The following is a 13,511-nucleotide window of genomic DNA, read 5'->3' on the forward strand; positions in this document are numbered from 1 at the left end:
CCCTTGCATGGACACTTTGCAGTATCACGACGCCCACGGCCGCCGGATCGCCTTCCGGCATTTGGCCGGAGAAGGCCCGACGATCGTTTTCCTGCCCGGCTACAAGTCCGACCTGACCGGCAGCAAGGCGACGGCAGTGTTTGAGTGGGCGAGGAAGAGCGAGCGGGGGTGCCTCTTGCTCGATTATTCCGGCTGCGGGCTGTCTTACGGCGATTTTGCCGAGGGCACGCTGTCGCGCTGGCGCGACGAGGTGCTGGCGCTGATCGAGGCGCGGGTGGAGGGGCCGTCCATACTCGTCGGCTCTTCGATGGGCGGCTGGCTGATGCTGCTTGTCGGAGAGGCACTCGGTGCGCGACTGCACGCGCTCGTCGGCATCGCCCCCGCGCCCGACTTCACCGAATGGGGCTTCGATCCGGAGCAGAAGGGGCAGCTCGCAAGGGGCGAGACGCTCCTTGAGGACAACCCCTACGGCCCCGAACCGACCCCTACCCATCCCGGCTTCTGGTCGGACGGGCAGGCCAACCGGCGGCTCGACAACCCGATCGCGCTCAGTTGCCCGGTGAGACTGATCCACGGGATGGAGGACACGGACGTTCCCTTCGAGGTGTCGCAACGCCTGGTTGCCGCGCTCCATTCGCCCGACGTTCACCTGACGTTGGTCAAGGACGGCGATCACCGGCTGAGCCGCGAGCAGGACATCGCCCTGCTGCTGCGAACGGTCGAAGCGCTGTAGAGGCCCGATGCTGACTCTTCCCTTCCTGATCCCGCTTGCCCTGATGCAGGTCGGCCCCGCGCCGACCGCGTCGCCGATCACCGCGGTGCCGCCTGAACTCCAGAACCGCCCCCCGCGCGAGGGAGTGCGCACCGCGCCGCTGCTCGACCGGTCCCCGAACCGTCCCGCGATCGAACTGTGCCTCGACACCGCGCGCAGCGACCCGGCACGGGCTCGCGATTTCGCCGCCGAGTGGATTTCCCGCACCGACGGCCTTCAGCGGGCGACCGGGCGGCATTGCCTGGGTGTCGCAGCAGGCAATCTGGGCGACTGGGCCGGGGCGGCGGACGCCTTTATCGCCGCGCGCGAAGGGGCGACGGACCCCACGTTCCGCACGCGGATGGGCGCGTTGGCGGGCAGTGCGCTCCTGTCGCAAGGCAGGGCCGCCGAGGCGCTGACGCTGCTGGACACTGTGCGCGGCGAAGACCCGGGCGATGCCTACCTGCGCGGCGCGATCGCGCAGGATCGGGCCACCGCGCTGGTCGCACTCGGTCGCGAAACGGAGGCGGGCAAAGCGCTGGCCGAGGCCCGCACACTAACGCCGGACGATCCGCAGGCGTGGCTGCTGTCGGCCACGCTAGCAAGGCGGTTGGAAGACTTTTCGGGCGCTCAAACTTACATCGAGCGCGCTGCAACCATCGACCCGCGCGATCCGGCAATCGGGCTCGAGGCGGGCGTCATCGCCGCGCTGGCGGGCCGCGACGATGCGGCGCGCCAATCGTTCCAGTCGGTCCTTGCCGCCGCGCCCGACAGCCCGCAGGCTGCTGCCGCCAAGTCCTATCTGGAGCAGCTTGCCCAATGACGCCCCTTTCGGTCCTCGACCTCGTTCCCATTCGCGAAGGCGGCACCCTGCCCGAAGCCTATGCCGCCACCGCCAGCCTCGCCCAAGCAGCCGAGCGGCACGGATATCGCCGCTTCTGGATCGCCGAGCACCATACGATGGACGGGATCGGCGGGGCGGCGACCGCGGTCGTGATCGCCCACGTGGGCCACGCCACATCGAGCATCCGCATCGGATCGGGCGGGATCATGCTGCCCAACCACAACCCGTTCGTGATCGCCGAACAGTTCGGGACGCTCGACGCGCTGTTTCCGGGCCGCATTGACCTCGGCCTCGGCCGGGCACCCGGTGCTGGGCCCGAGCTTGCCCGCGCGCTGCGCAAGAACCTGCATCAGGCCTCGGAATTTTTCCCGCAGGATGTGCTCGAACTGCGCGCGCTGTTCGATGGCGATCCGGCGCTGGGCGTCCAGGCGACCCCCGGTCGGGGATCGCGAGTCGAAATGTGGATGCTCGGATCCAGCCTGTTCGGCGCCGATCTCGCCGCGCAACTCGGGATGCCGTACGCCTTCGCATCACACTTCGCGCCCGATCATCTCGACGCCGCGCTGGCGCATTACAGGCAGCGGTTCCAGCCGTCCGAATGGCTCCAGAAGCCCTACGTCATGCCCGCCATGACCGTGTTCACCGCGGAAACCGATGCCGAGGCCGAACTGATCGCATCGAGCCAGCAGCAAAGTTTCGTCCGCCTGCGGACCAGCCAGCCGGGCAAGCTTCCCCCGCCGGTCCCGGGGTATCGCGATACGCTACCCGTTTCGGCGCAAGGGTTGCTGACCCACATCGGACAGGCGAGCGCGGTGGGATCTCCGGCAACGGTGCGTGCCGCGATCGGACGCTTCGTCGATCGGACCGGTGCCGACGAGATCATCGTATCGGGCGCTACTTACGATCCGGCGGCTCGCGAGCACTCGCTTGCGCTGACGGTCGAGGCTTTGGCTGGATAAATCCGCAGCCGAGAGCGTATAGCTTCTAAGCCGGTGCAGTGCGGGGTTGCTACCCCCAGCGCATGGCGGTAACGGGCGTCACATTGCTGCGAAACGCGGCAACATTATAACAGGCCCGCGTGGCACCGACGGGCTGACGGAGCACGCAGGATGGCCGCCGGAAACCGCGATTCGAAGACGACCGACACCCGCCGGAAAAGCGCGGCGGCTACCGCGAAGGCGCTCGCGGCGCGGATGCGCGAATCGCTCCTCCCCGGCGACCTCGTCTTCGAAGCAAGCCGGCTGGAAGAAGCCGCTTCCTTCGTGCTCGAATCCGCCGCCGTGCGCGAACCGGGCGAAGCGACCATCGTGATCGCCTCTGCCAGCGACGAGCGGCGCTTCATGCGGATCGCGTTGATTAACGACGACATGCCGTTCCTGGTCGATTCGGTCGCCGCGACGATCGCCGCGCACGGACTGTCGATCGACCGCCTGCTCCACCCAGTGGTGCCGGTACAGCGCAACGAATCCTTCGAACTGCAGAACCTTCCCGATGGCGCCTCGGCGAACGGCGAGCCGCGCGAATCGATGATTTATATCGAAACGCCGCGCACCGACGCCCGCCAGCGCCGCGAACTCGAACACGAGCTGCGGGTAACGCTGAGTGATGTGCGCGCGGCAGTGACCGACTGGCCCAAAATGCGCGAAGCGATGCTGGAAGACGCGGCGCGCCTGACCGACAGCGAGGGCGCCGCGCTGCTCCGCTGGCTCGAGGGCGGGATGTTGACGCAGCTCGGTCACGTCACTCGCAAGCGCGACGGCAGCCACAGCAACGTGCTGGGCGTATGTCGCAAGAGCGCGAAGAACATCCTTGCCGACCCCAGCATCGAACGCGCGTTCGCCTGGTTCGACGATCCGAAAAACGGGGGCGGTCGCGCACCGCTGATCGTCAAGGCCAACCGGATGTCGAACGTGCACCGCCGCGTGCCTCTCGACCTGTTCATCGTTCCCGTGATCGAGGCGGGAAAGATCGCGGCGCTGTCGATCCATGCAGGCGTGTGGACGAGCGCGTCGCTCGCCACGCCGCCCGCGCAAGTGCCCCGTCTGCGGACGCAACTGGCCGATCTCAACACCCGGTTCGGGTTCGATCCGCACGGCCATGCGGGCAAGTCGCTGGTCCACGCGCTCACCGCACTGCCGCACGACCTCGTCATCGGTTTCTCCGACGCCGACATCGAGCGCGTGGCAACCACGATGATGAGCCTGGTCGACCGCCCGCGCCCGCGCCTCGCGCTGGTCGAGGCGCCGCTCTCGCGCCACCTGTTCGCGTTCGTCTGGCTGCCGCGCGACATGCTGTCGACGCAGGTCCGGATGCAGATCGAGGACCTTCTGGAAGAAGGCGCCGGGGCCAAGGCGCTCGACTGGAGCCTGCAGGTCGAAGGCGGCAACCTCGCCATGCTGCGTTACGTTCTCGATTTCCGCGAGAACACCGGGTCGCCCGATGCCGAGGCGATCGAGGCTGCGATCCTCGCATTGTTGCGCGGCTGGGGTGAAGCGGTCGAGAGCGAACTGGCTGGCGGAGGAGAAGATGCCTCGCGCGCCGCCGCGCTCGCCGCCCGCTATGCCGACAGTTTTCCCACCGCCTACCGCACCGCCTATGGCGCTGCCGAAGCCGCGCGCGACATCCGCCGCCTGCGCGGGCTCGCCGGAAACGAAGCGGGCAACGCGGAACTGCGAGACGCGCGGCTCTATCGACTCGAAGGCGATCCGGCGGGCAACCTGCGCCTGAAAGTCTATCAGCACGAAGGCGTGCTGGCCCTGTCCGACGCCGTCCCCGCGCTCGAGAACTTCGGTTTCCGGGTGCTCGAGGAAGTGCCGACCGCGCTGGGCGGCGCGGATCTGCATGGCGGCGACCTCGGCACGATCCACGATTTCACCCTTGCGCTGCAAGGAGGCGGCGAGGCTGAGGCCTTGCTCGACCGGGCGACCCAGATCGAGGAGGCGATCGTCGCGGTCCTCAATGGGCAGGCGGAGAACGATCCTTTCAACCGTCTAGTCAGCGGCACCGGCCTGTCGGCGCGCGAGGCGGACCTGCTGCGCGCCTTCTATCGCTACCTGCGCCAGGCGGGCATGGGCTTCACGATCTATACCGTGGTCGATGCCCTCGAGCGCGCACCGCAGGTCACCATGCCGCTCGTCGCCCTGTTCGCGGCACGCCACGATCCTGCGTTCAAGGGCGACCGCGCAGCCGAAGCGGCTCGCCACGATGAGGCGATCAAGCGCGGCCTGGGCCAGGTCGCGGCGATCAACGACGACCGCCTGCTGCGGCTCTACCATGCCGCGATCGGCGCGGTTCTGCGGACCAATGCCTTCGCGCCCGCGGGGCGCGAAGCGCTGGCTTTCAAGATCGATTCCACGCTGGTCCCTGGCCTGCCCAAGCCGGTGCCGTGGCGCGAGGTGTTCGTCTATTCGCGGCGCGTCGAGGGTATCCACCTGCGCGCGGGCCCGATCGCGCGCGGCGGCTTGCGCTGGTCCGACCGGCGCGACGACTTCCGCACCGAGATCCTCGGTCTGATGAAAGCCCAGCGAGTAAAGAACGCCGTCATCGTGCCGACCGGCGCGAAGGGCGGGTTCTATCCCAAGCAGTTACCCGATCCCTCGCGCGATCGCGAAGGCTGGGCCGCCGAAGGGCGTGCCAGCTATGAAGTGTTCATCCGCACGCTGCTGTCGATCACCGACAACATCGTGAAGGACAAGGTCCTCCATCCCGCAGGCGTCGTGATCCATGACGGCGAGGATCCGTACTTCGTGGTTGCCGCGGACAAGGGCACCGCGACCTTTTCCGACATTGCCAACGGGATAGCCGAAGACCACGATTTCTGGCTGGACGATGCGTTCGCCAGCGGCGGCTCGAACGGTTACGACCACAAGGCGATGGGCATCACCGCCAAGGGTGCCTGGGTCAGCGTCCAGCGCCACTTCCTCGAAATGGGCACCGACGTTCAGACCGAGACGGTCCGCGTGGTCGGTTGCGGCGACATGTCGGGCGACGTGTTCGGCAACGGTATGCTGTTGTCCAAGGTGATCAAGCTGGTCGCCGCATTCGATCATCGCCATATATTCCTCGATCCCGATCCCGATCCGGCGGCGAGCTGGAAGGAGCGGAAGCGCATGTTCGGCCTTCCGCGGTCGAGCTGGGAGGATTACGACAAGGCCTTGATCAGCAGGGGCGGCGGCGTCGTCGCCCGCTCGCTGAAGCGCATCCCGCTGACCAAGGAAGTCCGCAAGGCGCTCGATCTCGACGTCAGCGAGATCGAGCCCGAGGCGCTGATCTCGGCCATCCTCAAGTCGCCGGTGGACCTCATCTGGTTCGGCGGCATCGGCACGTACCTGAAGGCCAGCCACGAGGCGACCGCGCAGGTCGGCGATCCGGCGAACGATGCGCTGCGCGTCGATGCCAACGAAGTGCGCGCGAAGGTGATCGGCGAAGGCGCAAACCTGGGCGTGACGCAGGCCGCGCGCATCGAGTTCGCGCTCGGCGGCGGTCGGATCAATACCGATTTCATCGATAATTCGGCGGGCGTCGATTGCTCGGACCACGAGGTCAACATCAAGATCGCGCTCGCCGCGGCGAAGCGTGCGGGCAAGCTGAGCGAGCCCAAGCGTGTTGCGCTGCTTGAATCGATGACCGACGAGGTCGCTCACCTCGTGCTCGAAAACAACCGTCTGCAGGCACTCGCGCTGTCGATCGCGAAGGCTGGCGGCGCGCCCGCCGTTGCGGCCCAGTTGCACTTGATCGAGGCCCTCGAGGCGCGCGGCGCGCTCGACCGCCAGACCGAGGGGCTCGCATCGGGAGAAACGCTCAGCCGCCGCGCGGGCGACGGCTTCGGCCTAACCCGGCCGGAACTCGCCGTCCTGCTGTCCTCGACCAAGCTCGTGCTGCAGGATGCCATCGAAGCGTCGTCGCTGCCCGACGATGCTGCGCTGACCGACCTGCTTGTCGATTACTTCCCATCGGCGATGCGTTCGACTTACCGGCGCCAGATCGAGGGGCACCAGCTGCGCCGCGCGATCGTCGCCACCGGGCTGGCCAACCTGATCGTCAACCGCATGGGTCTGGTCCATCCCTTCGAACTTTCCGAAGAGGAAGGCGTGGGGCTGGCCGACATATGCGCGGCATTCGTGGCCGCGGAGAAGCTGTTCGGCATGAACGCGCTGTGGGCAGAGATCGAAACGGCGAAAATGCCCGAAGAGGCGCGGATTTACCTGTTCCGCCACGCCGCCGGTGCCTTGCGCAGCCAGATGGCCGACCTTATCCGCGCAGGAGCCAGCACCACGGCGCCCAGCGTACTGATTGCCGCTCTCGACAAGCGGGTGCAGCAACTTTCGGGCGCAACCGGAGACCTGCTTACGGTGGCTTCGCGCGACCAATCGGCTCGCTTGGTAGCCGAGTTCGTCCAGTTGGGCGCACCCGAAAAGCTCGCAGCGAAAGTCGCCCATCTTTACGACATCGACGGCGCGGTCGGCCTGGCCTTGCTGTCAAAGGATGCCGGGATCGAGGCGCGGTCTCTCACCGCCGCGTTTACCGATCTGGGCCACCGCCTCGGGCTCGATTGGGCGCAGAGCACTGCCGCGATGATGAACCCGTCGGACGTGTGGGAGCGGCTGCTCGTGGCCGGCCTGTCGCGCGACTTCCAGCAGATGCGACTCGAGTTCCTGCACCGGCTGTCGCGGCGCAAAGGCGCGAAGGACGATCCATCGTCCGCGGTCGCGACTTGGGCGGACGATCATTCGGCCGCGATCCGGCAATTCCGCACGATGATCGGTCGCGCGCAATCGCAGGGATCGGTCGCGCCGGCCATGCTGGCGCAGATCGCCAGCCAAGCGCGCAACCTGCTGGCCCGGTAGCGCCCTGCCTTGACGAGCGCCGCGATTACGGCAAGTCCGCCACTCATGGATAGCGCGGACGTCGTCATCGTCGGATCTGGCCACGGCGGCGCGCAGGCGGCAATCGCCCTGCGCCAGCAAGGCTTCGAAGGCTCGGTCATCATGCTGGGTCGCGACAACGATCCGCCCTACGAACGTCCGCCGCTGTCGAAAGAATACCTCGCCCGGGAAAAGCCGTTCGAGCGCATCCTGATCCGCCCGCCCGCATTCTGGGAAGAGCGACAGATCGCGTTGCGGCCTGGTGCAGCCGTCGTCTCGGTCGATCCCGAGGCGCACACTCTCAAGCTCACCGATGGCAGCGAGATCGGATACGGCAAGCTGATCTGGGCGGCGGGCGGCAATCCGCGCCGCCTGTCGTGTCCGGGCGCCGACCTGTCGGGCATCCACGCAGTGCGCGACAAGGCCGATGCCGACCGCATCATGGCCGAGCTCGACAACGGGGCGAAGCGGGTCGTCGTGGTGGGGGGCGGTTACATCGGGCTCGAGGCGGCGGCCGTGCTCACCAAGCTGGGATGCACCGTCACGTTGCTCGAAGCCCTGCCGCGCGTACTGGCCCGCGTCGCGGGGGAGGCGCTGAGCGATTTCTACACCGCCTATCACCGCGAACAGGGGGTCGATATCCGGCTCGAGGCGACGGTCGATAAGCTGGAAGGAGAAAACGGCTGGGTCCGCCGGGCGATCCTGGCCGACGGGACAGCGATCGACTGCGACATGGTGGTCGTCGGGATCGGCATCGTGCCCGCTGCCGGTCCGCTTATCGCAGCCGGCGCGGCGGGTGCGAACGGCGTGGACGTGGACGAGTTCTGCCGCACCGCCCTGCCCGATGTCTACGCTATCGGCGATTGCGCCGCCCATGCCAGCCCTTGGGCAGACGGGGCGGTAATCCGCGTCGAATCGGTGCAGAACGCGAACGACATGGCGAGCACCGCCGCCAAGCACATCACCGGCATCGAAGAGCCATACCGCGCGTTCCCGTGGTTCTGGTCCAACCAGTTCGACCTCAAGCTGCAGACCGCTGGCCTTTCGCTCGGCCACGATACCGCCCTCGTGCGCGGCGATCCGGCGCAAGCGAAGTTCTCGGTGATCTATCTCAAGGAAGGGCGCGTGATCGCGCTCGATTGCGTCAACTCGACCAAGGATTACGTCCAGGGACGCAAGCTGATCGAGGCGAAGGCCGCGCCCGACCTCGACGCGCTGGTCGATACCGAACGTCCGCTCAAGGACCTGCTCTGAGCTCCCCGAGCGCCCAACGGGCCGCCTCGGCAACCACCGGGTCGGGATCGCTGCAGAGTGCTTCGACCTGTCCGCTCAGCGCCTCGTCGCCCGAATTGCCCGCCGCGATCAGGCAATTGCGGACGAAGCGGTTGCGCCCGATCCGCTTGATCGGACTGCCTGAGAACAGCGCGCGGAAACCCGTATCGTCGAGTGCGAGCAGCTCCGGCAGCCGCGGGGCGGCCAGTTCCGCGCGCGGCAGGAAAGCGCGGTTGGACGCAGCCGCATCCGCGAACTTGTTCCACGGACACACCGCAAGGCAATCGTCGCAGCCGTAGATGCGGTTGCCGATCGCCTTGCGGAATTCGTGCGGGATCGGGCCGGAATGCTCGATGGTTAGATACGAGATGCAGCGCCGCGCATCGAGTCGGTACGGTTCGGGGAAGGCATCAGTGGGACAGGCGCGCTGGCATGCGTCGCACGATCCACAGGTGTCCGGATGCGCCCCGTCCGATGCCAACTCGATCGTGGTATAGAGTGCGCCCAGGAACAGCCACGATCCGTGTACCCGGCTGACAAGATTGGTGTGCTTGCCCTGCCAACCGATCCCCGCGACTTGCCCCAGCGGCTTTTCCATGACCGGGGCGGTATCAACGAACACCTTGACCTCGGCTCCCGGAACTTCCCCGACCAGCCAGCGGGCGAGGCGCTTGAGAGCTTTCTTGACCGTGTCGTGATAGTCGCGGCCCTGTGCATAGACCGAAATCCGGCCCCGGTCCGGATGACCTTCGAGTGCCAGCGGATCGGTTTCGGGGGCGTAACTCATGCCAAGCGCGATCACGCTGCGGGCGGCGGGCCAAAGTCCTTTGACCGAAGCGCGCTCTTTCGCACGCTCGACCATCCACTCCATCGATCCATGATGGCCATCGGCCAGCCAGCTCTGAAGCCGGGCGGCGCGCACCGGGTCCGTTTCGGCGGACGCGATGCCCACCGCCACGAAACCCTCGGTCCCCGCGCGCTCGATCAGCCGCTGGCGCAGGTCGCCGCTTGGATCGCCATTAACCAATCTTGGGGTTGCTCCCGTTCATGCCGCAGGGTTAACGCCCGCAGCCTATGCACGCACCGCTAGGCGCAACCGCCGCTTCCGACAATGTATCGCGCCCCCTGGCGCTCGAGGCCATCGGCCTCGTCAAACGGTTCGACGGCACGACCGCCGTCGACGGAGTCGACCTGACCGTGCCGCAGGGTGCGATCTACGGCATTCTCGGCCCCAACGGTGCGGGCAAGACCACGACGCTGCGAATGCTGCTCGGCATCATCGACCCCGACGAAGGCGTGCGCCGCATGTTCGGGCACGAGCGCCCGCACGATATCGCCCGCCTGGTCGGATACCTGCCCGAGGAACGTGGACTCTACCCCTCGATGAAGGCCTACGAAGCGATCGGCTTCCTGGGTGCGCTGCGCGGAATGCCGCTGGCCGAAGCCAAGCGGCGCGGCCGGGATCTGCTCGAGGAGCACGGACTCGGCCACGCCGCCGACCGGCAGATTCGCCAGCTGTCGAAGGGCATGGCGCAGACCGTGCAGCTGCTCGGCACGCTGGTCCACCGCCCGCGCCTGGTCGTCCTCGACGAGCCGTTCAGCGGGCTCGATGCGCTCAACCAGGGTAAGCTCGAACGGATGATCCGCACGCTCGCCGACGAGGGGACGACAGTGATCTTCTCGACCCACGTTATCGCCCATGCCGAGCGGTTGTGCGAAGGCGTGGCAATCATCGCCGGGGGCAAGGTGCCCTACGCCGGCAGCGTGGATGCCGCGCGCGACCGCATCCCGGCGCAGGTCCGGCTCGAGACCGCCGCGGTCGACGGTCCGTGGCGCGCCGCGCTGCCTGCCGATGTCCGGCACAAAGGAAACTTCTGGCTGTTCTCGCTGCCCGAAAGCGGGATCGAGCCGCTCTTGCGCGCCCTTATCGAAGGAAACGCGGGGATCCTGTCGCTCTCGATCGAGCGGGCCGGACTGCACGATGCCTTCGTGCACATCGCGGGCGAAGCTGCGGCGCGCGCGCTCGATGAAGAAACTTCGGCGGAGCAGGCGCGATGACCGATCAAATGGCCAACACGCGAATGAGCCGCCTGCCGCTGCCTCGCGCCGCGTTCGTGATCGCCAGGCGCGATTTCACGGCGATCCTGTTTTCCAAGGCCTTCCTGTTTTTTCTACTCGGCCCGGTCTTTTTCGGCCTGATCAGCATCGGCGCCGCGTCAGTCGGTCGAAAGGCTGCCGAGAACACGACGCCAGCCGTGCTGGCGATCGCGATGGATCAGGCCGACGCGGCCGCGATCGAGCGCGCGTCCGACCGGCTCGACACCCTTATCGACCTGCCCGACATGGTCCGGGTAGATCCCCTGGCGGGCGAAGCGTCCGCGATTCTCGCAGACAAGGACCGCAATTTCGGCGCGGTCCTAACCGGAACACTCGAAGCTCCGCGCCTGATCGGCACCGAGGAACGGATCGATCGATGGAAGGGCGAGGTCGCGCTCGCTGCGGCGGCGGCGCGGGGATCGGGCGAGGATTACCCCGAGGTCGCATTGGAACCGACCGCGTCTAGCGGAGCGACCCAGCGCAGCGCGCGGGCGGGCACCGCCACGGGCTCGGTCACCCTCATGTTCCTGCTGACCATGTTGCTGGCTGGCATGGTCATGTCCAACCTGGTCGAGGAAAAGGCCAACAAGATCATCGAAATTCTGGCCGCGGCAATTCCGATGGACGCGGTTTTCGTGGGCAAGCTGTTCGCAATGCTCGGGGTCAGCTTCGTCGGGATCGCAGTCTGGGGCGGATTGGGCGGACTGGCGGTGGGCATTGGCGGCATGGGCGGCGGGATGAACGGCATCGGGATGGCGGGCCTGCCCGCGCCCGCAGTGGGCTGGCCCCTCTTCGCGCTGCTGTTCCTGATCTATTTCGCGATGGCATACTTGCTGATCGGGTCGATCTTTCTGACGATAGGCGCGATGGCCCCGACGGTGCGCGATGTGCAGACCCTGTCGATGCCCGCCACGATCCTACAACTGGGCGTATTCTTCCTCGCCACTTATGCAACCAGCGACATCGGCTCGCCGGTCGAGATCGCGGCGGTCGCGTTCCCCTTCAGCAGCCCTTACGCGATGATATCTCGCGCGGCGCAGGAAGCGGCGCTGTGGCCCCATCTCATGGCGCTTGGTTGGCAGGTGCTGTGGGTTGTCGTCTTCGTCCGCTTCGGTGCGCGGCTGTTCCGCCGTCGGGTCATGAAGTCCGGCCCGCAGGGCGCGGGTAGGAGCGGCCTGATCGCGCGCTTCATGGGGCGCGGCGGCAAGGCGCCCGCCTGATCGGTCGCAATTCGAAACCTGCTATTGACACTGCGGTAAGCAGCGGCAGGATAGGCGCGACGAGAGGCGGCCGGACCGGAGTCGCCCGAGCAGGAGAGAATCGATGGCCACGCAGCCACTCGAAGCGCCAATGACCTGGACCACTTCGCCCCGTGCTGCGGACGCGCTCGAAAAGGCGTTGAAGGAAAATCCGCAGGTCATCCCGCATCATAGCGAAAAGTGGGACGTCAGCCGCTCGGACATCTATTACGAGGATCGCTGGCAGCCGATCTTCCGCGAGATGCGGGCCGCGGGAGATCTTCACAAGGTCGAGGACAGCCCTTTCGGACCGCACTGGAACGTCGTCAGCCACCGTGCGATCCAGCATATCGAGGCGTTGCCCGATCTCTATTCCTCGGCCGAGGGCATCACGATCCTCGACAAGCTGAGCGACGAGAAGCTGGCCGAACTCGGCCGCGACCGGTTCGAGCTGCCGATGTTCATCGCGATGGACCGGCCCAAGCACACCGGCCAGCGACGCACCGTGGCACCTAAGTTCACGCCATCGAACATGGGCGACATGGAAACCGAAATCCGCGCGCGGACCGGCGAATTGCTCGACACACTGCCGCGGCGCGAGGTGTTCGACTGGGTCGATACCGTTTCGATCGAACTGACGACGGGGATGCTCGCGCTCCTGTTCGATTTTCCGTGGGAAGATCGCCGCCTGCTGACTTTCTGGTCGGACTGGGCGGGCGATACCGAGATCGGCCTTGTCCGCGACCTCGACATGCAGCGGCAGGGCATCCTGCGCGAAATGGGCGCCTATTTCACCAAGCTCTGGATGGAGCGGGCACAGAAGGAACCTTCGCCGGACCTCATCTCGATGATGATCCATTCGCCGGCAATGAACCAGATGAGCCCCGAGGAATACATGGGCAACCTGGTGCTGCTGATCGTGGGCGGCAACGACACGACCCGCAACACCATGAGCGGGATCATTCATGCGTTCGACAAGTTCCCCGACCAGCGCAAGCTGTTCGAGGAAGACCCCTCGCTGATCCAGAATGCGGTCCAGGAATGCATCCGGTACCAGACCCCGCTGGCCCACATGCGCCGCCAAGCGACCGAGGACAGCGAGATCTTCGGACAAACGGTCAAGGCGGGCGAAAAGCTCATCCTGTGGTATATCTCGGCTAACCGCGACGAGGCGGTATTCGAGAATCCCGACAAGCTCGACATCACGCGCGAAAACGCGCGGCGGCACCTTGCCTTCGGCTACGGCATCCATCGGTGCGTCGGCGCCCGCCTTGCCGAACTGCAGCTTCGCGTCCTGCTCGAGGAAATGCACAAGCGGCGGATGCGCGTTCACGTTGCGGGCGACGTCGAACGGGTGCGCGCCAACTTTGTGCACGGGTTCCGCAAGCTCGAGGTCGAGGTAACCGAATTCTGACCCGTTCAGGCCCCGTTGTGCACCCTGGTGC

The 13,511-nt window shown here is 66.7% G+C and carries 9 protein-coding genes; 8 read left to right on the forward strand and 1 reads right to left on the reverse strand.

Features of this window, described 5'->3' with window-relative positions; genetic code table 11:
* The first annotated feature begins 7 nt into the window (after positions 1-7).
* The 5 genes from AR323_RS01065 to AR323_RS01085 all read left to right on the forward strand — a co-directional run bounded on the left by AR323_RS01065 (position 8) and on the right by AR323_RS01085 (position 8,713).
* Entirely contained in the window at positions 8-733 is a 726-nt protein-coding gene (locus AR323_RS01065; RefSeq protein ID WP_057882091.1) for an alpha/beta fold hydrolase, read from the forward strand.
* 7 nt (positions 734-740) lie between these two features.
* Complete coding sequence (locus tag AR323_RS01070) at positions 741-1,574, forward strand: tetratricopeptide repeat protein (RefSeq protein ID WP_057882092.1); 834 nt, start codon at positions 741-743, stop codon at positions 1,572-1,574.
* Positions 1,571-2,554, forward strand: a complete 984-nt coding sequence (locus AR323_RS01075; protein WP_057882093.1) for an LLM class flavin-dependent oxidoreductase — start codon at positions 1,571-1,573, stop codon at positions 2,552-2,554. The genes AR323_RS01070 and AR323_RS01075 overlap by 4 nt, the downstream gene beginning before the upstream one ends.
* 150 nt (positions 2,555-2,704) lie before the next feature.
* Positions 2,705-7,441: an NAD-glutamate dehydrogenase gene (locus AR323_RS01080; RefSeq protein WP_057882094.1), complete on the forward strand. Its 4,737-nt coding sequence runs from the start codon at positions 2,705-2,707 to the stop codon at positions 7,439-7,441.
* Between the two features lie 45 nt (positions 7,442-7,486).
* Positions 7,487-8,713, forward strand: a complete 1,227-nt coding sequence (locus tag AR323_RS01085) for an NAD(P)/FAD-dependent oxidoreductase (protein ID WP_057882095.1) — start codon at positions 7,487-7,489, stop codon at positions 8,711-8,713.
* Here AR323_RS01085 and queG read toward each other — a convergent pair.
* Complete coding sequence (gene queG / locus AR323_RS01090; RefSeq protein WP_057882096.1) at positions 8,697-9,758, reverse strand: tRNA epoxyqueuosine(34) reductase QueG; 1,062 nt, start codon at positions 9,756-9,758, stop codon at positions 8,697-8,699. The genes AR323_RS01085 and queG overlap by 17 nt on opposite strands.
* Positions 9,759-9,805: 47 nt before the next feature.
* Between queG and AR323_RS01095 the strand changes: the two genes are divergently transcribed.
* The 3 genes from AR323_RS01095 (at position 9,806) to AR323_RS01105 (ending at position 13,480) form a co-directional block, all read left to right on the forward strand.
* Positions 9,806-10,789, forward strand: coding sequence for an ABC transporter ATP-binding protein (locus AR323_RS01095; RefSeq protein WP_057882097.1), 984 nt, complete (start codon positions 9,806-9,808; stop codon positions 10,787-10,789).
* On the forward strand, positions 10,786-12,048 hold the full coding sequence (locus AR323_RS01100; RefSeq protein ID WP_057882098.1) for an ABC transporter permease: 1,263 nt from the start codon (positions 10,786-10,788) through the stop codon (positions 12,046-12,048). Before AR323_RS01095 ends, AR323_RS01100 begins: the two co-directional genes overlap by 4 nt.
* Positions 12,049-12,151: 103 nt before the next feature.
* Positions 12,152-13,480 (forward strand): cytochrome P450, encoded by a 1,329-nt coding sequence (locus AR323_RS01105; protein ID WP_057882099.1) that lies wholly within the window; start codon positions 12,152-12,154, stop codon positions 13,478-13,480.
* The last annotated feature ends 31 nt before the right edge of the window (positions 13,481-13,511 follow it).

It is taken from the genome of Tsuneonella troitsensis, from assembly GCF_001441535.1.
Lineage (GTDB): Bacteria > Pseudomonadota > Alphaproteobacteria > Sphingomonadales > Sphingomonadaceae > Tsuneonella > Tsuneonella troitsensis.

Coding starts and splice junctions, on each gene's coding strand:
- AR323_RS01095 (WP_057882097.1), top strand. CDS start 9,806: ATGCACGCACCGCTAGGCGCAACCGCCGCTTCCGACAATGTATCGCGC.
- AR323_RS01100 (WP_057882098.1), top strand. CDS start 10,786: ATGACCGATCAAATGGCCAACACGCGAATGAGCCGCCTGCCGCTGCCT.
- AR323_RS01085 (WP_057882095.1), top strand. CDS start 7,487: ATGGATAGCGCGGACGTCGTCATCGTCGGATCTGGCCACGGCGGCGCG.
- AR323_RS01065 (WP_057882091.1), top strand. CDS start 8: ATGGACACTTTGCAGTATCACGACGCCCACGGCCGCCGGATCGCCTTC.
- AR323_RS01075 (WP_057882093.1), top strand. CDS start 1,571: ATGACGCCCCTTTCGGTCCTCGACCTCGTTCCCATTCGCGAAGGCGGC.
- AR323_RS01070 (WP_057882092.1), top strand. CDS start 741: ATGCTGACTCTTCCCTTCCTGATCCCGCTTGCCCTGATGCAGGTCGGC.
- AR323_RS01105 (WP_057882099.1), top strand. CDS start 12,152: ATGGCCACGCAGCCACTCGAAGCGCCAATGACCTGGACCACTTCGCCC.
- AR323_RS01080 (WP_057882094.1), top strand. CDS start 2,705: ATGGCCGCCGGAAACCGCGATTCGAAGACGACCGACACCCGCCGGAAA.